Raw genomic sequence first — 22,281 nt, 5'->3', positions numbered from 1 at the left:
GCAGCACCTAGCGATATGCTGGAGTTATATAGCAGACAGAACATCGGCTAGGGATGTTCTGTCTTTTTTTATTTAAAATAAATTTCAAGATCTTCTTTGATAATGGGTTGAATATTTATTTTCAATTTGCTATACTATAAAGTAGTTGATATGGTCAACTTGTTTATGAAGGGAAGGGACGGCATATGGATTATCGTGACGCAGCACATCATTTCGGCGTATTATACAGACGCTCCCAGGCATTTATTGTCAGTGCCTGTATACCATGGAATATTGGTTTTTCTGAATTTGTTCTTCTTACTAAGTTATATGAAAATGAAGGTGCCACCTTGGATGAACTAGCCTATCTCTTAATAACGGATAAAGGGCTGATGGCCAGGACTGTAAAAAATCTGGAAGACAAAGGGTATATACGGCGTGAACAAGATATGCACGATAAACGGCAGAAACATATTTATTCTACGGAACAGGCATTATGCATCAAAGATAAATTATATGCCGTATTAGAAACGTGGGTTACCCATATTACCGCAGGATTAGAACCGATTGTTGTTGAACATACCATACAGGGATTGCGAAAAATTACGGAAAATGCAGCTACTATCGTTATTAAATCAAACAGGGGGAGTGAGGCAAAATGAGCCGTTCCTATACAGCAGCAAGCCTAGTTGTTATTTTCGCTGCTATGATCACATTATCCGGGTGCGGTCAGCAGCCGGCTGATAAAGAATTACCGCAGCTGGTCAAGGTAACAACCGTGGGTACAGGACAAAATGCCAGTGAGGCACAATACGCCGGTGAAGTTCGCGGCCGCTATGAAAGTAATTTAGCATTTCAAGCGGGGGGCAGAATATCGGCACGCAATGTACAGCTGGGCAGCCGGGTAAAAGCCGGCGATGTCCTTATGACCGTAGATCCTAAGGATGCGGCTCAATCGGTAAATCGATCTCAGGCAGCCGTAGAATCGGCAAAAGCGCAGATGGATCTGGCCGCTTCTAATCTATCCCGTTATCAGGCACTGTATCAGCAGGATGCTGTCTCGGCAGCCGTACTGGATCAATACAGTACGGCGTATAATCAAGCCGTAGCAGCGTATAATCAGTCACAAGCTACTGCGGCACAGGAAACAAACCTTTTGTCCTATACCAATTTGACCGCTGATGCAGATGGCGTTATATCTGCCTTATCCGGAGAAGTTGGTCAAGTAGTGGCTGCGGGACAGACGGTTTTGACATTGGTGCACACGGGAGATTTAGAAGTGCAAATTAATGTTCCTGAAAATAAAGTACAGAATTTTGTGATAGGCAAAGAAGTGAGTGTGTCTTTTTGGGCGCTGCAGGGACAACATGTAAGCGGTACTATCAGAGAGGTATCCCCGATGGCCAATCCCACCTCACGAACGTATAAAGTCAGCATATCTCTGCCGAATCCACCGGAAGGCATGCAGCTGGGAATGACGGCGACAGTGACCAATCTTTCACAAGAAGCGGGTGCGTCCGGTCAAACGATAATCTTGCCGTTATCGGCGATTTATCAAACAGGAACTCAGGCACAAGTATGGGTCGTCGGCAGTGATAAAACCGTTACGCTGAAAAATGTGAACGTAGAAAATTTTGGTGATAATAAAGTCAAAGTAACGGGACTGAAAAACGGTGATCGTGTAGTTACTGCCGGCGTACATAGATTAAACGAAGGGCAGACGGTCCGGACGGAGAGTGAGGATCAATGAGAAATCTTTCAGAAGTGGCTTTGAAGAATAAAACTCTTGTCTGGTATTTTATTATAGTTGTTGCCATTGCCGGTATATTTTCTTATATAAAACTGGGGCGCATGGAAGATCCGGCATTTACCGTACGGCAAATGGTAGTTACGGTTGCCTGGCCCGGTGCATCCGCACAGCAAATGGATGAACAAATCAATGATAAAATTGAAAAGAAACTGCAGGATACACCTCATCTGGACTATATAAAAAGTTATGCCAGACCGGGACAATCTGTTATTTATGTTACGTTAAATGATGAAGTTGATTCCAGTAAGATTCGCGACACGTGGAAGGAAGTCCGGAATCTGACGGAAGATATGAAGCAGGATTTGCCGCAAGGGGTTTACGGACCGTATTTTAATGATCGGTTTGATGATGTATATGGTTCTATTTATGCGGTAACCGGCGACGGATATTCCTATGAACAGCTGCGTGTCAAGGCAGAAAAAATACGTCGTATGATGCTGGATGTCAAAAATGTCAGCAAAGCGGAAATTCTCGGAGAACAATCGGAAAAGGTGTACATTGAAGTTGAAAATTCCAAATTGGCAGAATTGGGTATTTCGCCGACGGCGATCGCAAATGCTGTCAAAGGTCAGAATGAAATGACTCCTGCCGGCATGGTCGATACAAAATCAGATAATGTCTATCTGCGGGTAACCGGAACGTTTAAGAACATTGATGCAATCAAAGCACTGCCAATTAATGCAAATGGCAGGATTTTCCGTTTGGGTGATATTGCCAAGGTAGAACGCAAGTATACGGAACCGTCTGATCCCAAGATGTTTTATAATGGAAAACCGGCGGTAGGTATTGCCGTATCGATGACCCCCGGCGGTAATATTCTGACGCTGGGGGATCAGCTTCATGGCTTAGTCCACAGTGTGAATGCGAATGACTTGCCGGCAGGCATGGAAATTCATCAGGTTTCTGATCAGCCGCAAGTAGTTAAGGATTCTATCAGTGATTTTGTCAATACCTTGCGAGAAGCCATCATCATTGTTATGATTGTTAGTTTCCTCAGTCTTGGTTTCCGTACGGGTCTTGTTGTGGCCGGATGTATTCCGCTGGTACTGGCCGGAGTGTTTTGTGTGATGGGAATTGCCGGCATCGATTTGCATAAAGTATCACTGGGCTCTTTGATTATCGCTTTGGGCCTTATGGTGGATGATGCTATTATTGCCGTAGAAATGATGAGTGTTCAATTGGAGAAAGGAAAGAATCGTCTTGATGCGGCTTGTTATGCGTTTAATGCTACTGCCAAACCAATGCTGACAGGGACGCTCGTTACCTGTGCCGGATTCATTCCCGTCGCGTTTGCCCAAGGGGCCGCTTCCGAATTCTGCAAAGCTTTATTCCCGGTTATTTCTTCCTCATTGTTGATTTCTTGGATTGTTTCTGTTATGGTCGCACCTCTTTTCGGATATTATCTGATTAAGGTCAAGCCGGAGGGTATGGAAAAACCCTTATATCAAAATAAATTTTATCACTACTTCCGCGGCGTATTATGTTGGTGTTTAACTCATAAATTACCGGTTCTGGCAGGAACAGGCATTATATTTGTCGTTTCTCTTTTTGTATTGAAATTGGTACCTCAGGAATTTTTCCCCCCCTCTCTGCGTCCGGAGATTATAGTAGGAATGACGCTTCCGGAAGGTTCTTCTATGAAGGCAACCCAGCAGGAAAGTGATACACTTTCTAAGTATCTGTCATCTCATATGGATGAAATAGATAATTATTCCTACTATGTCGGAGAAGGAGCTCCGCGTTTTGTATTGACCACAGATCCGGTACTGCCGGCAGATAATTATGCGCAATTCGTTGTCGTTGCCAAAGATGTCAAATCACGGGAAGATTTGACGGAGGGTATCCGTAAAGAAATAGCGGAAAAACAACCGAATGTGCGCAGTAATATACAATATATACAGACGGGTCCGCCGTCAGATTATCCTATGATGCTCCGCGTATCCGGGTATGACACGGCTAAAGTGAAAGAATATGCACAGCAAATTTTGAATCGCCTGTCTAAAGATCCCAATTTAGAGAGCTTGCATTTGAATTGGAACCAAAAAAATAAAGTGATGCATCTTGAACTGGATCAAGATAAACTGCGGGCTATGGGACTTGCGGGACAGGACGTGGCGCAGACTCTATATACGGAATTATCGGGAGCTACGGTGGCAGAATATTATGCTGCCGATAAGACGATTGATATTCAAGTTCGTTTAAAAGATAGTGATCGGGATGATTTGGCCCGTATCAAAAACATACCCATTTATTTAGGTTCTGCTGGTTATGTACCGCTGGAACAGGTAGCTAAAATCAGTTATGCAGCAGAAGATGGCCTTATTTGGCGCAGGAATTTGAAGCCAACTATCACCGTTCAGGGCAATATTAAATCAGGCACGAGTAATGACGCGACACAAAAAGCCTATGATTCTATCAAAGATATTCGTGACAGCCTTCCCTTTGGGTATTCCGTGGCTGTTGACGGCACATTGGAAAACAGTGAAAAGTCATTAAATTATCTGCTGGTTCCTGTTCCTATCATGATTCTGATTATCATGACATTACTTATGCTCCAGCTGCGTCGTCCGTCTCTTATGTTCTTAACGTTGATTACAGCTCCCATGGGAATTATCGGTGTCGCTTTTGGAATGCTCATTTTCGGTAAACCATTAGGTTTTGTCGCCGATTTGGGAATTCTGGCCCTTAGTGGTATGATCATTCGTAATTCCGTCATATTAATCGATCAGATCGATAAGCATATGAAGGAAGGGGAGAGTCCCTGGAATGCCATTATTGATTCGGCTGTAATGCGTTTCCGTCCTATCATGCTGACGGCAGCTGCGGCAATACTGGGTATGGTGCCGCTTATGCGGAGTATTTTCTGGGGGCCTATGGCAGTCGCCATTGCCAGCGGACTTTTTATAGCAACTGTTTTGACCTTGCTTGTTCTGCCAACATTATATGCGGCTTGGTTTAAAGTAAAAAAAGATTCATGATGACAGGGGAATCGGTATGGTAAAATTTCATATACGATCGGACTGTATCTGGTACCGCAGCTAAAAAAACAACCACTGAGAATGTAGTGCCTCCATAAAGTTAGACCTAGAAATCTAACTTATGGGGTCATTACAGAATTTTCAGTGGTTGTTTTTTTGCGGTATGTTACTGTCAGCGGGTAAATTTCAAAGGAACTGTAGAGACAACAACATCCAAGAACTGCAGCATGCGAATGCGCAGTATCCAGCCGCTTTGATTGTGGAGCAGCCGGTGCCATAGTTTCTTTGTTTCAAATTCGGGAACGAGCACAGTGATAATATCATTCGCATGTATTGTTTTGCGAAGATTTGTAATAAAGTCGATCAACGGGTCTGTTAATTGCCGGTAAGGAGATTGAATCATGATCATTTCAATATCCGGCTCTAGTTCCTGCCACAATTTTTGGATTTTCAATCCGCGTGCGTCATCACTGTACACGTGAACAGCATAAATTTTATCCTCATCGCCGCTGATCGTTTTAGCATAACGGATTGCCCTTGCTACGGCTTGTGTAGGCGACGCTATGGGAATGACAATAATGCTGCGGCCTAAACTTGCATGCATGAACGTTTTGTATTCATTGGGAGTTAATACTAACTGTTCCCGCACATCGTTGTAATGATGGTGAATTTTAAAGAAAATTTTTACCAGAATGGGGATAAGCAAAACAATAATCCATGCACCATAAATGAATTTCGTCAGTAAAACGATTATTACGACACAGGCAGTAACTACAGCTCCCAAACCGTTTATCCCGGCATAGAGCTGCCAATTGCGTGGTTTGCTCTTATGCCAATGTACGACCATTGCGGATTGAGCAATGGTAAAAGATAAGAATACGCCGATGGCGTATAAGGAAATCAGGTGTTCTACATTTCCATCAAACGCGATAATCAATATAGCAGTAGCTAACGTAAGCAATTCAATCCCGTTAGAATAATTAAGGCGTTCACCGCGGTTTGCAAAGTAACGGGGAACATAGCCATCAACAGCCATAAACGATAATAGCGGAGGTAATCCGTTATAGGCTGTGTTGGCCGCCAAGTACAAAATCAACATCATCATGATTTGAATGAAATAAAAAATCAAACCTCTGCTGAAAATCTCTTCGATGAGCAAAGACAACAAGGTATATCCTTCTGTCGGCAAAATATGGAAGTAAATAATTAAATACCCCAGTCCGCCCAGCATGCTTGCCAAAATGGCGGCCATAATGGCGGTTGTTTTGATAGCGTTGCTTTCCTGCGGTTCTTTAAACATCGTTACCCCATTAGCGATGGCTTCTACCCCGGTCATAGAACTACAACCGTTAGCAAAGGCACGCAGAATAATCAGCATGGTAAAAGCGTTCATCGGCATCGCAGTACTTGCTGATGCTACTGTGCCGGCAGGAACCTGCAATACGAAAATCTGATAAAATCCACCTAAAATCGTCATGAACATGGAAATGATAAAAATATATGTCGGCCATACAAAAAATGTGGAAGCTTCCCGTGTTCCCCGTAAGTTAACCAACATCATGACCAATAAAACAGCAATATCCATATGCAGATGATAGGGCATCAAAAAAGGGAACGCACTTGTTAATGCTTCGGTTCCGGAAGAAATAGAAACAGCGACAGTAAGTAAATAATCAGCAAATAAGGCGGCACCGGCAATCAATGCAGGATATACGCCTAAATATTTCATGGCAATTCCGTAGGATCCGCCGCCGCCGGGATTCACTTTTACCACTTGCGCATACGATAATGCTACAACGGCCAGTAAAATAATAATAGCGATAATTATGGGGCCAAAATAAGAATACAATTCCAGTGCCGGTACGGAAGCCAATACAAGGGCAATCTGTTCCGGCCCGTATCCGACAGAAGATAGGGCATCAGAGGAAAAAATCGGCAGCGCTTTCCATTTGGGAATGCGTTCATTTTCCAGCTGCTTATTTTCTAGCGGTTTGCCGATGAGATATCGGCTGAGTGTCTTGAACATCATATATGTTCCTCCTGCTGAAATACAGCATATATATTTGTTACTATAAATAGTATTGCTATCCTATTCATTATATGTACATTTATCTTTTTGTCAACATCGGTATTTTATTTGTAAATATAATGTCAAAACCGCAGAATTTTTATGTACAATACCTTTCAGTCATACTATAATGTATATGGTATTTCTTTCATTAGTTACCTACAAGAGCATCGATTGACTTTTTAAAATAAAGGGGGGAGTAAATATGGACGACGGAGGTAGTCAAGAGACACGGCATATATATCGTTTTTTTAGTTTCGCTTATGAGGAGGTAATCGTGTGTCTATATTTACGGGGAACCCTGAAAATCAACGTATTCGAATGATAGATATCATACTTTTAGCTTGTATATTTTTTATTTTATATGGCGTAGTTCATCTAAGTGCAGGTATGATTATTCCTTTTTCTGTGGAACATGAGCCCAAAGTCGATCTGCAGCTATCCTTGCTGCCTTATTATGGCGGCAGATCGCTGCTTAGGATGTTTATTGCCTTTGGCGCTTCCCTTATTTTTTCTATTGTATATGGCTATATCGCAGCTAAAAATGAATTTGCCAGAAAGATACTGATTCCGCTTCTGGACATTTTACAATCCATTCCCGTGCTGGGCTTTTTATCGGCAACGATTCTTATGTTTATTAATTTTTTTCCAAACAGTTTATTAGGCGTAGAAATTGCATCTATTTTTGCTATTTTTACCAGCATGGCGTGGAATATGACGTTTAGTGTGTATCAGTCTATTATGACGGCTCCCAAAGATCTGCGTGAAGCGGCGGAATTGCTGCATTTAAATTGGTGGCAGCAATTTACCCGTTTGGAACTTCCCGTTTCTATTATCGGCCTTATTTGGAACAGCATGATGTCTTTTGGCGGCGCTTGGTTTTTTTTAGCTGCCAGCGAAGCTATCAGTGTATTGGGACAAGATATTCAACTTCCCGGAGTTGGGTCTTATCTGGCTGCGGCCATTGATGCCGGCAATGTATCTGCGATGATTTATGCCATGCTTACCATGTTGATAATGATTTTTTTAGTAGACCAGCTGTTTTGGCGTCCATTGGTAGTTTGGAGCCAGAAATTTAAAGTTGAATTTTCTGAAAGTGATGTACAGCCGTCTTCTTTTGTATATGATATTTTGCATGCATCCTGGCTGATGGATTTTCTGCAGCATTTACTTTTTGCACCGATTCTTTGTTTTTTGAATTCCTGCGGTAATATGCTGGCTAATATGACAACTAAAATCACAGGGACCATTAATGGTAATAAAAATCAAAAGAGCGTACATAGAGTACTCCGATTATTTATTTTTATTCTTGTTATATATGCATTATACGGGCCGGCAAAAAATTCTGCTGTCATGGTATATGACATGGGACTGCACGAAATCTTTACTGTATTTTCCTTGGGAGTATATACGTTTTGCAGAGTGATTGCCGCGCTGGCTATCGGAGCCTTGTGGACTATTCCTGTGGGTGTAAAAATTGGTCTTCACCCTAAATTATCGGCTAAACTGCAGCCGATCATCCAAATTGTAGCATCTTTCCCTGCCAATATGATTTTTCCTTTTGTGACAATTATCTTTTTAAAATATCAATTGAATTTTGAAACCGGATCCGTTTTTTTAATGATATTAGGAACACAATGGTATATTCTGTTTAATGTCATTGCCGGGGCCATGAGTATTCCCAATGATTTGTTGGAAGCTGCGGCTGTATTTAAAATTACCGGTTGGAAAAAATGGAAATCTCTCATTCTTCCCAGTATTTTCCCGAGCCTGGTTACCGGTTTGATTACTGCCTCCGGTGGAGCATGGAACGCAAGTATTGTTTCGGAATTAGTTGCATGGAAAGATGTTACACTGACAGCTACCGGGCTGGGAGCTTATGTCAGTCAGGCAACTACGGCAGGAGATTGGCCGCATATTGTGATTGGGGTTATGACTACCTGTGTTTTTGTAGTTTGCGCCAACCGCCTTGTTTGGCGCCGGCTGTATAGCTTGGCAGAATCAAAATTTCATTTAGATTAGGAGCGTGGGCAGAATGAGTGAATTACTTACATTAACAGGTATAGGCCGCACATTTAATATAAAAGGTTCCGCCAATACAGCGGTATTGGAAAATGTAAATTTTGCTGTTAAAGAAGGAGAGTTTTTGGCTATTTTAGGCCCGTCCGGTTCAGGGAAATCTACATTATTACGCATCATAGCCGGATTAATACCGGCCTCTTCAGGTACCGTCGCGTATTTGGGAAAACCGATTACCGGCGTAAATCCAGGAGTCGCTATGGTTTTTCAATCCTTTGCCTTATTTCCTTGGCTTACGGTATTGCAAAATGTAATGCTGGGACTTGAAGGAAAAGATGTAACAAAAGAAGAAAAAGAAAAAAAATCATTAAAAATATTAGATATAGTCGGACTCGATGGGTTTGAAAGCGCGTTTCCCAAAGAACTTTCAGGCGGCATGAGACAGCGTGTAGGTATCGGACGGGCTTTGGTAAGTGAACCGGATATATTGCTGATGGATGAAGCTTTTTCTGCTTTGGATGTGTTGACGGCAGAAAATCTGCGCCGTGATTTATTGGAACTCTGGCTGGAAAAGCAAATTCCTACGAAAGCAATTATACTCGTTACGCATGGAATCGAAGAAGCGGTATATATGGCTGATCGAGCCATTATACTTTCTACACGCCCGGCAACGGTAATGGAAAACATGCTGATTCCGTTACCGCGGTGGCGAGATAAGAAATCACCTGAATTTTTGTCTTATGTGGATCAGATCTATTCTTTCATGACCAAGCGGCCGACTGTGCGTGAATCAGTAACAGCGGCTGCCAGAATCAAAACATCGCCATCTCAATATACCTTACTTCCCAATGTCACGGCAGGTGCACTTACCGGTTTTTTGGAATTGCTGGAGGATTTAAACGAAAAAACAGATTTATATAAATTAGCCGATCGCTTTGTGATGGACATAGAAGATTTTTTCCCATTGGTTGAAATGTCTAATTTATTGCGGTTTACAATTGTATCTGAAGGAGATATAGAATTAACACAGGCAGGGATCGCATTTGCCAGAGCCAGTGTTCTGGAACGCAAAGAATTATTCAGAGAACATTTGCTGAATAATGTTCCCTTTGTAGGGAAAATGGTAGATAGTTTGGAAAAAGATACGGATAACAAAATGGATATTGACTTTTTTGAAGAACAATTGGCGGAAGCTTTTGGCGAAAAAAAGGCAGCGCAGCAAATGGATTTGATTATAGGCTGGATGCGGTATGCAGAACTTATCGAATATGATGATGCAACGGAAAAAGTATATTTGGAAGACGAAGAGGAAGAAGAAATCGACAAATAACTGCTTGCATCATGCACAAGGCAGATAGGTCATTGACTGTATTCAAAAATACACGTACTAAAACTATTTGCATCCCCGAAATCATAGCTGATATGCTGTGTATGATTCGGGGATATTTTAATGGGAATTATACTGACGGAATGTGTCGTTTGTGGTAAAATATAATAATGACAAAAAAGTATTAGAAAAGTATGGAAAGGGATTTTGTAATGAGCTCTATTTTTTCGCCGTTAACAAAAAATGTAGGTATAGATTTAGGAACTTGTACTACGCAAGTCTATGTAGAAGGACGAGGCGTCGTTCTTTCTGAGCCTTCTTTGATAGCGACAGATGAACGTAATAAGAAAGTAATTGCCGTAGGCAATGCTGCTGCCGGACTTCTGGCTAAATCACCGGAAACAGTGAAGGTACATAAGCCGTTGCTGAATGGAGTAATTGCCGATTATAATGTTACGAGAACCATGCTCGGCTATTTGCTCAGTAAATCCGTGCGCAGTGTACAGCGTCTGCGCATTATCGTAGGGGTTCCTTCAGCTGCGTCCAATGTGGAGAAACGAGCCGTGTTAGAAGCCGTTTTTCAGGCCGGGGCGAAAGAAGCCTATTTGATGGAAACGGCTGCGGCTGCTGCCATTGGTTCGAATCTCCCCATATTTGAACCGTTAGGAAATATGGTTATTGATATGGGCGGTGGTACGACAAGTATTGCCACTTTATCATTAGGCGGCATTGCTGTAGCAAAATCAGTTCATTTAGGCGGATTGGATTTAGATGCTGCAATAAAAGAGTATCTGCGTGAGAAATATGATGTAGTGACAGGTGATTCTACCGTAGAAGAGATTAAGGTCCGTATCGGTTCTGCCGTACTGCCGCTGGAGGATCAGCCGTATTATTTTACCGGCCGCGGACTGGACGATGGCTTGCTTAAGGAGGTCGCCGTTAAATCCAGTGAGATTTATCAGGTAATCGCCAAACCTTTGTATCGTATTCTTGAGTTAGTCAGAAACGTACTGCGGGAAACACCGCCTGAATTATCGGCAGATGTGATGGAACATGGTATTGTATTGACTGGCGGCGGGGCACTGCTTCATGGGCTGGATAAACTTTTCAGTCAGGAGCTGCGCGTACCTGTTATGATAGGAGCTAATCCGGAATTAGCCGTAGTAACCGGCATAGGAAAAGCATTAATGAGTAGAGAAAAGTTGCCGGCTTTAGTTGAGGGCGCACAGCATATCTACAGGAGGAGATTTTAAAATTGTTTTCATTCGGTAAAAAAAGCATCATTATTATGCTGATACTATTTATATTAATAGCCGCCGTTGGCTGGATTTGGAACCGACGCGAAGCATTTCCCTATATTACCAGACCGCTGGCACTTGCAGCAGAACCTTTTGAATACAGCTTCAGCCGTATTATGAACGGATTTTCCACGGGTATTCACATCGTTGATATTAGTCTTAAAAACCGGATTGAATGGGAAGCGTTGGAAAAGCAAAACGAAGAATTAAAAGAACGGAGCATTAATTATGACGAACTGCGGGCAGAAAACAAGAGACTCCGCGCGTTGCTTGATTTCCGTTCTAATAACCACCAATATAAATTATTAGCGGGATCCGTCATATCCCGTGATTATGGAACATGGAGCAATACTTTGATTATTGATCAAGGCAGCGCCGAAGGGGTTGCTAAGGATATGCCGGTAATTACGCCTAAAGGGGTAGTTGGATTTATCAGTGATGTATATCCTCATTCTGCCCGGGTACAATTGATGCTTGATCCGCGGACTAGTATCGGTGCCATTGTGCAGCGTCCCGAATCCCGGGTGTCTTCCGTTGTTCGCGGCAACGGCAATACACCAACGGAACCGCAATTTGTCAATATTGCCAAGGATTCGGATATCCTCGAAGGCGACACGCTGGTTACGTCCGGCTATGGTTCCATTTATCCGAAAGGTTTGTATGTCGGTACCATTATCTCTATTCATCAAAGTGACAATGATTTTGTCAAGTATGCCGTTATTCGTCCCAGTGTTGATTTTTCAAAACTGGAAGAAGTCTTTGTAATTTTGAAATTTTCCGATACGGGATCTTATGAAAAACCGACGGTGGATCCTAAACTGGTTCCACAAACGCAGCGTGATAAAGTCGAAGGCATAAAAGGAGCTGCAGCATTATGAAAAAGACGGCATGTTTTATGATGGCGCTTGCAGCATTTATATTGCAAAGTTCAATTTTCCCCTTTATATTTAACGGCATATATCAGCCTAATATTATTTTTGTCCTTGTTGTCCTGATTGCGCTTCATCACGGACAGCGTGCAGGTATTACTGCCGCTCTTTTAGGCGGATTCTGCCAAGATGTTATTATTGGTAATTTCTTCGGACTGCATTTGCTGCCATACTTAGTCATTGCGTTTATTTGCAGTGCGATGGGACGCAATGTAGAACGTGAACAATGGCTGTTATCTTTAGTTATCGTTTTAGTGGCAACAGAATGTTGTCTCTTGCTTACTTGCGGTGTTTTATTGATGTCCGGCCAGTTTGTAAAAGTTATGGCATATTTGTTTGAATATAGTGTACCAATGCTTGTTTACCATGGTATTCTTGCACTTCCTTTAGACCATTTTGTTTGGAAATTAAGACGGGAAGATGCCTATGGTTTTGGATATCGTTGGTAGGCAATCGAGTACAAGGAGTGTAATTCATGCTTGAAGCGTTAATGAAAAAGAAACATCAAGATGGCCGATTCAAATATCTGTATTGGATATTGATTTTTATTTTTTTCTTGTTGATCAGTCGTCTGATTTATTTGCAAATATTTGCCGGGAATTATTATCATTCGCTGGCCGAAGGAAACCGCTTGCGTACAATTCCTATTGCAGCGATGCGGGGAATCATGTATGACCGCAACGGTCAAATTCTCGTCGGTTCACGGCCAAGCTTTATACTGACGTATGTTCCTACAAAAAAGAACATGCCGGATAGTGAAGTAACAGAATTATCCCAGCTGTTGAACATTACTCCCGATACGCTGCAGAAAAAAATGAAAAAGATCAACAGTTCGTATGAACCTACGGTTCTTGCACAAGATCTTACGCAGGATGTAGTTACAAAAATAGAGGAACGCCGGAATGAACTTCCCGGAATTGCTATTGATGTACAGCCTATTCGCTATTATCCGTATAATTCTATGGCGGCTCAAATATTTGGATATGTCGGACAGATCGATGAAACGGATATGGAACGCATAAAAGGACAGGAAGGCGTTTCCAGTGTTACCAGTATCGGCAGGGCAGGACTGGAAGCATATTATGATGATTTGCTGCGAGGCAAAGATGGCGGCCGTCAGGTAGAAGTCGATGCTGCCGGCAGTCCTGTAAAGGAAATGGATCGTAAAAAGTCTATATCCGGCCATAATATTCACTTGACCATTGACTTAAATTTGCAGAAAGCAACAGAACAAGCGATGAATTCGCAAATAGCCAATGGGATAGGAACGGCAGGAATCGCCGCTGTTGCCATAGATCCTAATACAGGTGCTGTTCTGGCAATGGCCAGCCGGCCGGCATATAATCCAAACTGGTTTACCCGGGGGATTACTGAAAAAGAATGGAAACAGATTAATGATAATCCAGCTCATCCTATGGAAAATCGAGTCATTGCCGGAGAATATCCGCCTGGTTCAACTTTTAAAATTATTACCGGAACCGCGGCATTGGAATTAAAAAAAGTACGTCCCGATGAGTTGATTTTCGACAGTGGCCGTGATTGGCAGGTTAATATGAGAAATGCCGGCGGCGAAGCGTTGGGCTGGATTAATTTTGAGGAAGCGCTGGCTAAATCCGATAATGTTTACTTTTATGAAATGGGACGGCGTGTTGGAATTGATAAGTTGGCTGAATATGCCAGTATGTTCGGCATGGGTAAAAAAACAGGAATCGCACTGCGCGGAGAAGCTTCCGGATTGATAGCCAGCGAAGAATACAAGGAAAAGGTATTTCATCAAGATTGGTATCTGGGCGATACGCTTAATGCCGCTATCGGACAGGGGTTCCAACTGGTAACGCCGTTACAGGCGGCCATGATCGTTAGTGAAATTGCAAATGGCGGCATTCAATATAGGCCATTTTTAGTCAGCCGTATTGATAATCTGGATGGAACACCGTATAAGATTTTTGCACCTGAACAAGTAGGAACCTTATCGGTTTCAAAATCTACGTTAGATTATATACGTGAAGGCATGCGCAATGTGGCTGAAGAATCAGGCACGGGCGGTAGTTTATTTGCTGATTTTCCGATTCAGGTCGCTGGTAAAACGGGGACCGCTGAAAATTTCAGCGGTGCTGATCATGGTTGGTTTGTTGCCTATGCACCGTATGATCATCCGCGTATAGTTATCGCCGTTCTGACGGAACAGGGCGGGTATGGTGTTTCCTCGTCCGGACCTATTGTAAAAGCTATGCTGGAAGCATTCTTCCATATAGGTACCTATGCGAATCCCGGCACAGCTGCCGCGAATTCGACTGATAAAAAACATTAATTGCAAGAGAGGAGATTTCCCATGTCAACAATCATTTCTATTGCCTCCGGCAAGGGCGGTGTAGGCAAGACGTTAGTAACCTCAACTTTAGCCATTTCCCTGCAGCGGCATGGCTATTCCGTATTGGCGGTTGATGCTGATATGGGATTACGGAATCTGGATTTGATGTTTGGTGTGCAAGATGAAATTTTATATGATGCTGTGGATATAATAAAGCAGCGCTGTATGCCTAATAACGCGATTCTTGCAATTTCCCCCGGCTTGGATTTTTTGGCGGCTAGTCAAAAACATACATGGGAAAAAATTGATGCTTCCTCCTATCAATATGTACTGGAAGATTTGGCAGAACAGTATGATTACGTTTTGCTGGATTGCCCGCCTGGAAGAGGCCAGGCATATAAAAAAGCCGTGGCTATCGCTGATTATATATTTTTCGTTGTAGAACCGACTTGGACTTCTATGCGGGATACATCACGCGTAATGCAATTCTGTGATAAACACAAAAAATTTAATTATGCTATATTGCTCAATAATTTTTATCAGCCTTCTGATACCTTTGTTTCTGTGCGTACTATGTTGAATATGCTTGATCCAGAACATTTAGCCGGCATATTGCCTCATAGTGATGTAATACAGGGGGCTGCCCAGCAAGGTGCATTATTATCTGTTCCTGAAAGCGAACCTTTCTTTACCTCTTTACATTATACGTTGGATTACATTAAAAAAGGGACAGAACTGCCAATTTCTGAGTTGGAAGCGTTATTGCCGAAGGCTCCTGATGCACTACTTCCGCAGGAAGGAAGAGATACACCAGAAGAGGTAACTATGGTTGAAGAAGAACTCGAATTAACAAAGCAAAATGCAGAAAAAAAGCCTGCCGGACTTTCTTTGCGGCAGCGGCGCCAAGAGTCTTTGTCATGGCGCCGGTACCGTCGTTAGGAGTGTAACTATGTTTAGTTTTTTTAATAAGCGAGAATGGAAAAGTTTGGATAAAGTAATGTTAGGTGCCTGTATACTGCTTGTATGTGTGAGTTTATGCATTATCGGCAGTGCTACCCATATCAATAAAGGATCTATTAATTATGACTTTGTTATACGTCAGGGAGGATTTTTCATTGTAAATTTTCTCCTTATATTGGGCATTTGCCGATTTGACTATAAAAAGTTGAAACGATTTGCCATCCCTTTATATATTATTAATTTATTGATGCTGGTAGCGGTAATGTTTTTAGGAAAATCCGCACTGGGTGCCCAGCGTTGGATTCAGTTGGGACCGATTACCGTCCAGCCATCAGAATTTTCAAAACTGATTATGATCATATGCTTGGCCGCACTGCTTTCCGACCATGTTGATGATTTGCGTTCCTATAAAAAACTTTTTCCGATTGCCCTGTTTGTAGGTATTCCCTTTTTACTTGTCTTGAAACAGCCTGATTTAGGTACCAGTTTAGTCTTTTTGGCAATTACCTTAGGCATGTTGTTTATTGCGAATATCAATATAAAGCTCTTGCGTAATATTTTTGCTGCTTGCATCGTATTGGCACCGATTAGCTGGTTTTTTATGAAGGATTATCAAAAGTCGCGTATTTTGGTATTTTTGGATCCCAACAGCGATCCTTTCGGTGCAGGCTATCATATTATCCAGTCAAAAATTGCGATTGGATCCGGAATGTTTTTTGGAAAGGGCTTATTCCAGGGTACACAGAGCCAGTTGAATTTTTTACCTGAAAATCATACAGATTTTATATTTTCGGTCATTGGCGAAGAGTTAGGTTTTTTAGGATGTATTTTTATTTTAGCTCTATATTTTATTTTGGTATATCGAGCGCTTATAACTGCAAAAGATTGTAAAGATAGTTTCGGTATGCTGATTGCTGTGGGTATTTTGTCCATGTGGGCTTTTCAGATTTTGATTAATGTAGGAATGACCTGCGGCATTATGCCGGTTACGGGAATTCCGCTGCCCTTTATGAGCTATGGGGTAAGTGCTTTAACCACAAACATGATGTCCTTGGGATTACTTCTCAGCATATATCGAAGACAACAAACCATGATTTTTTAAAGGAGGTCGCACCGTGTCTCATACGGTACATATAGATCCCATTCTTTTGGGAAAAGTCAGCAAACCCGCCAGATATATCGGCGGAGAATGGAATAGTGTGGTTAAGGACCACCAGACAGTAAAATTAACAGTAGCTTATGCATTTCCTGATGTGTATGAAGTCAGCATGAGTCATTTAGGATTACGAATTTTATATGCATTATTAAATGAACGAATCGATGTTGCTGCGGAGAGAGTATATACTCCTTGGCCGGATATGGAAGAACTTATGTTGGATAAAGGATATCCATTATTTTCATTGGAAACAAAAACAAGGGTTTGCGATTTTGATGTAGTCGGATTTACTCTTCAATATGAACTGAGTTTTTCTAATATATTAAATATGCTTTACTTAGCCGGCATCCCCATGCTTTCGAAAGACCGGGGAGAAGATATGCCGCTCATTATAGCAGGAGGGCCTTGTGCGTTTAATGCAGAACCTTTGGCTGATTATATTGATGTGTTCTGCTTGGGAGAATCGGAAGAATCCGTACAGTTGCTGGCAGATACCATTATTGATTGGAAGGAAAATGGAAAACCGGGCGGCAAAAAAGGAGTATTGAAGATTCTTGCCGGTCAGCAGGGAAATTATATTCCGGCTTTTTACAATGTCAGCTATGATGAGAATGGGAATTTTGTATCTTTGACACCCTCCGAACCGGAGGCAAAGACATGTATTGAAAAATGTATTGTGGCTGATGAAGAACATGTTTTTTTCCCAACTAAACCGATTGTTCCCAACATTGATATTGTACATAATCGTGCAGTCCTTGAACTATTCCGCGGCTGCAGCCGCGGCTGTCGTTTTTGCCAGGCAGGCATGCTGTATCGTCCTGTCCGGGAAAAAACTCCGGAACATCTGCTCCAATTAGCAAAAGAAATAATTGCTAATTCTGGATATAATGAAATATCTCTTATGAGTCTCAGTTCTGCTGACTATTCTTGTTTAGGCGAATTAGTGGACATGCTGCTGCAGGAATTTGAAGGGAAAAAGGTCAGTGTAAGTCTACCTTCATTGCGTGTCGACAGCTTTTCGGTCGATATTGCAAAAAAAGTACAGCAGGTACGAAAAAGCGGGCTGACTTTTGCTCCAGAGGCAGGTACGCAGCGATTGCGTGATGTTATCAATAAAGGGGTAACGGAAGAAAATATGCTGGCGGCTTGTGAAAACGCGTTTAAAAACGGATGGTCTACCGTCAAATTATATTTTATGATGGGGCTTCCTACTGAAACAGATGAAGATTTAGCCGGTATTGCTGATTTGGCATATAAAGTGCTGAATTTATATCGTAAGATAACAGGGAAAAATAATGGCCGCGTTACCGTAAGCGTTTCCAGTTTTGTGCCAAAATCCCACACCGCTTTCCAGTGGTTCGGTCAGATGCCTATCGAAGAAATTCGGCGTAAACAAGAATACATCAAGACCTTGATTCGAGATAAACATATTAGCTATCATTACCATGACGCCAAAACCGGACATATAGAAGCCGCTTTTGCACGAGGTGACCGCCGGTTAGGAAGCGTACTCATGGAGGCTTGGAAATTAGGGGCTAAATTTGACGGCTGGTCTGAATTTTTCAATTATGACCGCTGGCTCCAAGCTTTTGCCAATGCGGGTGTTGATCCCGATTATTATGCGGCACGTTCACGAAATGTAAACGAAGCACTGCCCTGGGATCATTTATCAAACGGCGCAGTTAAACCCTTTTTACAACGTGAGTGGCAGCGAGCTGCTGCCGGTGAATTAACTCCGGACTGCCGACATTTATCGTGTACCGGATGCGGCGTTTGTCCTTCTTTAGGTGTTCATATTATCGATAACAAGGAGGGCCGAGATTATGAAAAGACTTCGTTTAGCTGTTAAAAAAGAAAAGGCACTCCGCTTTCTTTCTCATCTGGATTTTGCCAGAACCGTACGATACATTATTATTCGTGCCGGTATTCCTGTTTGTTATTCAGAGGGATTTAACCCTCATATGAAAATCAGTTTTGCCTCTGCTTTAGGTGTAGGTGTGGCGGCTGATATCGAATATATGGATATGGAACTTATCGAAGAGATACCCGTAGCAGAAGTAATTCGCAGCATGAATGAAAAATCTTCCCAAGGATTTGCCGTTTTAAAAGGAGCCTATGTGGACGAAAAAGCTCCTAAATTAATGGCTATGGCTAATTATGCCGTCTACGAATTATCGGGTCCGTTAGTAGGAATCATGGATCAAGGGGAATTAAATACATTGCTGGAAAAATTTAATCAAAGTGACACTATTATATATGAACGATTTTCTCCTAAAACGCATCGAAAACGTATGATCGATGTAAAAGAACATATTGTAGAGCCTGTAACAGGATCGATTGCCGGAGATACCATTTCGATCCGCATCGGCATACTTCAAAATGAAAATGGTGCGATCAAGCCAGGCCAGGTATGGGAAGTATTGTGCGAACAGTTTGCTATGGCAGCAGCAGCCGACATGATGCTGGCCAGACGCATTGGTATTTTTCATCGTGCAGAAGGTATTTGTTATTCTTTATTTGAGGTATCTGACTCATAAATCTATTTTATTATTTTTGCAAAGGTGTGTAATTCATGAAAATGCTTATAGGCAACGTTATGGCAGAAGAGACACGTATGGCTGTTGTAGAAGACGGTGTGCTGCGTGATTTTGCTATTGAACGAGATGATGAAACCCATATAGTAAACCATATATATAAAGGTGTTATCAAAAACATATTGCCGGCAATGCAGGCTGCCTTTGTAGATCTGGGACGTAAAAAAAATGCGTTTCTGTATTTAGGCGATATATTTCCCCGTGCGGCCACAAAGGAAGAAATACAGCAAACACATATTTCTGTAGGCCAAAATATTCTTGTCCAAGTAATCAAAGAAGAAACGGACACGAAAGGGCCAAAAGTTACTGCTAATATTAGTCTTGCCGGACGTTACGGTGTACTTATGCCGACAGTAGATTATATTGGCGTATCGAAAAAAATCCGCGATGAGGCGGAACGAAACCGCCTGCGTGCCATCGTAGAATCAGTAAAACCTAAAGGAATGGGACTGATCATCAGAACCGTAGCTAAAGGGGTAGAGGAAGAAGAACTGCTGCATGATATACATTACCTTCTTGGCACCTGGGCAGGTATACAGCGTCGGTATAAACTGGCAAAAAAGCCAACGTTATTATATCGTGAAGCTGATTTAGTAATGCGTATGATTCGTGATTACTTTACATTTGATATAAAAAAAGTAATTGTTGATGATAAAGATTCCTATGAACGGATATGTCAGCTTTTTACAGGCACAAAAGAGTCCTGGCGGGGACGTATAGAATATTATGAAGGACAGCAGCCTGTGTTTGAAGCATATCAAATCGAAGAAGACGTACGGCGGCTAAAATATCGTAAAGTAACACTTCCTTCAGGAGCGACGTTAGTTTTTGACCGGACAGAAGCCTTGACTGTTATTGATGTGAACTCAGGAAAATATACAGGCAATAGTACCGTTCAAGATACTATTTTTCATGTCAATAAAGAAGCCGCTGCAGAAATTTCTAGACAATTACGGCTTCGCGATATTGGCGGTATTATTATTATTGATTTTATTGATATGGCACTTCCTTCACAGCGTGAGGAAATACTGCGGATTTTGGAACGAGAAACCGCTTTGGACAGGATGAAAACACGTGTTTTAGGTATGACTGCATTGAATTTGGTAGAAATTACCCGAAAAAAATCACGCCAGGGACTTCATCAAGTCCAGTTCAGTCCTTGCGACGTATGCGGAGGAACAGGATATTTATATTCGCCGGAATCTGTTGCCATTCAAATAATTCGTCGTTTGCGTGATATGGTGCATGTTCGTCATATCAAGGGAGATTTATTAATTCAAGCACATCGTGATGTGTTATCCATTTTACAAGATAAGAAGCGCAAAGCTGCTATGGAACGGGAGTTGGCACGTTCGTTGTTTTTTGAAGAAAGCACTCATGCAAATCGTGAAGTTTTTACAATTTTATCTCATGAATAATATGCTTGTAAGTGAATCGTTATTGTAAAACAAATACAGGAGGGGACTAGTATGCGATATTTTTTGGTTTTCCTCATCAGCTTTATTTGTTTTTTCCAGACAGCACTGCTTACTTCGGCGGCAGTCCCGACTGTCCAGACTGCGGATCCACGCATAAGCAGCAAACTGGATACGGCATATAAGCAATATATCTGCGCTTGGGCAGCGTTGGCCGCATATGACGGACGTGTACAAGAAGTGGCTCGTTCCGAATTGTCACAGCATGGCTGGAAGGTTATCGGATTTCATCGCGATACGGCTAAAGCGGATGCAAAATTTTATCTTGTTGAACGTACAGCGGATCAAACCGGCGATACGATGGATATTTTAGCAATAGCCGGAACTGAAAATGATAAAGACATTGCGTCAGATATGAAATTCCGCAAAGTCCCTTTTGGCGGAACGGTACCTGCCGCATTTAAATCGATTGCTGATAACGGGCATATCACTTCACAGACGCCTATGGTTCATCAAGGGTTTAACGAATATACAAATACTGTGTTTTTTACCCCCGTGGGCAGTAAAGGAGATACGCTTGGAGAAAGCCTTGCAGCCGGACTTAAAAGTAATCCGAAAGCGCATATATTGCTGACTGGACATAGTTTAGGGGGGGCGGTAGCTACCTTAATGGCAGCGAGGCTTATTGATATCGGAGTACCGGCAAAACAGATTGAAGTTATCTCATTTGGCGCTCCCGCAGTAGGAAACCAAGCATTTTCCGATATATACGGGAAAGAGCTATTACTTGATCGTGTCGTAATAAAAAATGATCCAGTGAAGGGCGTATTGCAAACGATTACATCCGGTGAATATAAACAATTTGGTAAAAAAACGGAATGGTACAGAAATCCAAATTCCGACCAATTTTTTCATGCTGTTGCTCTTTATGCGGATGCCGCATTACGAAACTATTATGATATAAAAAATAGATTTTCGGCTGAGCGGAATACACTTGGTAATAGTTCCGCAGAACCGCCGATTGTATATGCCGGTCCTATTTCGTTTCAACTGGATGAATGCATTCAAAATGATGAAAAATATATGCGGCAAGCGGTGCAAGAGGAACTGCGCAGAAGATTTTCCGGTCATATTATTTTTTCCGCCGGCAAAGTTCGTAGTTTAGAAAGTGTGTGTGCAGAAGCGGCTCTTGCTGGTTATTCTTATATTGTATTGGATTTCATCCAAGGTGTACGAATGAAAAATCTGCCGTATCGATTTAAGCTATCATTTTTAGAGGAAGTTTTTGATACTGCAGGGAATTTAATAACAACAAGCGAATCTATTACAGATACAGCGGAGATGACGCCTATTGAATCTGTATTATATCTTCAAGCAAAAGCGCAAACATCGTTACAGCATATAACGCATATAGAAAAAACAGCCTAAAAAAACGGA

Annotated in this window: 16 protein-coding genes; 15 read left to right on the top strand and 1 reads right to left on the bottom strand. The window is 42.0% G+C overall.

Features of this window, described 5'->3' with window-relative positions; translation table 11 throughout:
- Window positions 1–185 precede the first annotated feature (185 nt).
- The 3 genes from BLR11_RS02830 to BLR11_RS02820 are packed head-to-tail and all read left to right on the top strand — an operon-like array spanning window position 186 to window position 4,767.
- On the top strand, window positions 186–641 hold the full coding sequence (locus tag BLR11_RS02830) for a MarR family winged helix-turn-helix transcriptional regulator (RefSeq protein ID WP_091648008.1): 456 nt from the start codon (window positions 186–188) through the stop codon (window positions 639–641).
- Window positions 638–1,729, top strand: a complete 1,092-nt coding sequence (locus BLR11_RS02825) for an efflux RND transporter periplasmic adaptor subunit (protein WP_091648006.1) — start codon at window positions 638–640, stop codon at window positions 1,727–1,729. Before BLR11_RS02830 ends, BLR11_RS02825 begins: the two co-directional genes overlap by 4 nt.
- The gene (locus BLR11_RS02820; protein ID WP_091648005.1) at window positions 1,726–4,767 is read left to right on the top strand and encodes an efflux RND transporter permease subunit; all 3,042 of its coding nucleotides are present in this window, start codon (window positions 1,726–1,728) and stop codon (window positions 4,765–4,767) included. The genes BLR11_RS02825 and BLR11_RS02820 overlap by 4 nt, the downstream gene beginning before the upstream one ends.
- Before the next feature lie 172 nt (window positions 4,768–4,939).
- Here the strand turns inward: BLR11_RS02820 and BLR11_RS02815 are convergent, their stop codons facing one another.
- Window positions 4,940–6,796, bottom strand: a complete 1,857-nt coding sequence (locus BLR11_RS02815) for an APC family permease (protein ID WP_218118704.1) — start codon at window positions 6,794–6,796, stop codon at window positions 4,940–4,942.
- A gap of 318 nt (window positions 6,797–7,114) precedes the next feature.
- On the opposite strand from BLR11_RS02815, the gene BLR11_RS02810 reads away from it, so the two are divergent.
- The 12 genes from BLR11_RS02810 (at window position 7,115) to BLR11_RS02755 (ending at window position 22,272) form a co-directional block, all read left to right on the top strand.
- Window positions 7,115–8,857: an ABC transporter permease gene (locus BLR11_RS02810; RefSeq protein ID WP_218118703.1), complete on the top strand. Its 1,743-nt coding sequence runs from the start codon at window positions 7,115–7,117 to the stop codon at window positions 8,855–8,857.
- 13 nt (window positions 8,858–8,870) lie between these two features.
- Window positions 8,871–10,184, top strand: coding sequence for an ABC transporter ATP-binding protein (locus BLR11_RS02805; protein ID WP_091648003.1), 1,314 nt, complete (start codon window positions 8,871–8,873; stop codon window positions 10,182–10,184).
- Window positions 10,185–10,393: 209 nt separating this feature from the next.
- Window positions 10,394–11,434, top strand: coding sequence for a rod shape-determining protein (gene mreB, locus BLR11_RS02800; protein WP_091648001.1), 1,041 nt, complete (start codon window positions 10,394–10,396; stop codon window positions 11,432–11,434).
- Between the two features lie 2 nt (window positions 11,435–11,436).
- Window positions 11,437–12,357 (top strand): rod shape-determining protein MreC, encoded by a 921-nt coding sequence (mreC, locus tag BLR11_RS02795; RefSeq protein WP_091648000.1) that lies wholly within the window; start codon window positions 11,437–11,439, stop codon window positions 12,355–12,357.
- On the top strand, window positions 12,354–12,857 hold the full coding sequence (gene mreD, locus BLR11_RS02790; RefSeq protein WP_091647998.1) for a rod shape-determining protein MreD: 504 nt from the start codon (window positions 12,354–12,356) through the stop codon (window positions 12,855–12,857). The genes mreC and mreD overlap by 4 nt, the downstream gene beginning before the upstream one ends.
- A gap of 26 nt (window positions 12,858–12,883) precedes the next feature.
- Window positions 12,884–14,719, top strand: a complete 1,836-nt coding sequence (gene mrdA / locus BLR11_RS02785; protein ID WP_091647997.1) for a penicillin-binding protein 2 — start codon at window positions 12,884–12,886, stop codon at window positions 14,717–14,719.
- A gap of 21 nt (window positions 14,720–14,740) precedes the next feature.
- Window positions 14,741–15,658 (top strand): AAA family ATPase, encoded by a 918-nt coding sequence (locus BLR11_RS02780; RefSeq protein ID WP_091647995.1) that lies wholly within the window; start codon window positions 14,741–14,743, stop codon window positions 15,656–15,658.
- A gap of 10 nt (window positions 15,659–15,668) precedes the next feature.
- Window positions 15,669–16,781, top strand: coding sequence for a rod shape-determining protein RodA (rodA, locus tag BLR11_RS02775; RefSeq protein WP_091647993.1), 1,113 nt, complete (start codon window positions 15,669–15,671; stop codon window positions 16,779–16,781).
- 13 nt (window positions 16,782–16,794) lie between these two features.
- Window positions 16,795–18,684 carry a TIGR03960 family B12-binding radical SAM protein gene (locus BLR11_RS02770; RefSeq protein WP_091647991.1) on the top strand — a complete coding sequence of 630 codons (1,890 nt, stop codon included), beginning with the start codon at window positions 16,795–16,797 and terminating at the stop codon, window positions 18,682–18,684.
- Window positions 18,659–19,372 (top strand): TIGR03936 family radical SAM-associated protein, encoded by a 714-nt coding sequence (locus BLR11_RS02765; protein WP_091647988.1) that lies wholly within the window; start codon window positions 18,659–18,661, stop codon window positions 19,370–19,372. The genes BLR11_RS02770 and BLR11_RS02765 overlap by 26 nt, the downstream gene beginning before the upstream one ends.
- Window positions 19,373–19,407: 35 nt before the next feature.
- Window positions 19,408–20,847, top strand: coding sequence for an Rne/Rng family ribonuclease (locus BLR11_RS02760; protein ID WP_091647987.1), 1,440 nt, complete (start codon window positions 19,408–19,410; stop codon window positions 20,845–20,847).
- Window positions 20,848–20,898: 51 nt separating this feature from the next.
- Window positions 20,899–22,272 carry a lipase family protein gene (locus BLR11_RS02755; RefSeq protein ID WP_091647985.1) on the top strand — a complete coding sequence of 458 codons (1,374 nt, stop codon included), beginning with the start codon at window positions 20,899–20,901 and terminating at the stop codon, window positions 22,270–22,272.
- The last annotated feature ends 9 nt before the right edge of the window (window positions 22,273–22,281 follow it).

Origin of the sequence: Megasphaera paucivorans (assembly GCF_900103535.1) — a bacterium.
GTDB classification, from domain to species: domain Bacteria; phylum Bacillota; class Negativicutes; order Veillonellales; family Megasphaeraceae; genus Megasphaera_A; species Megasphaera_A paucivorans.
Note: the sequence above shows the minus strand (reverse complement) of the source record. Positions and strands in the feature narration are given on the sequence as shown.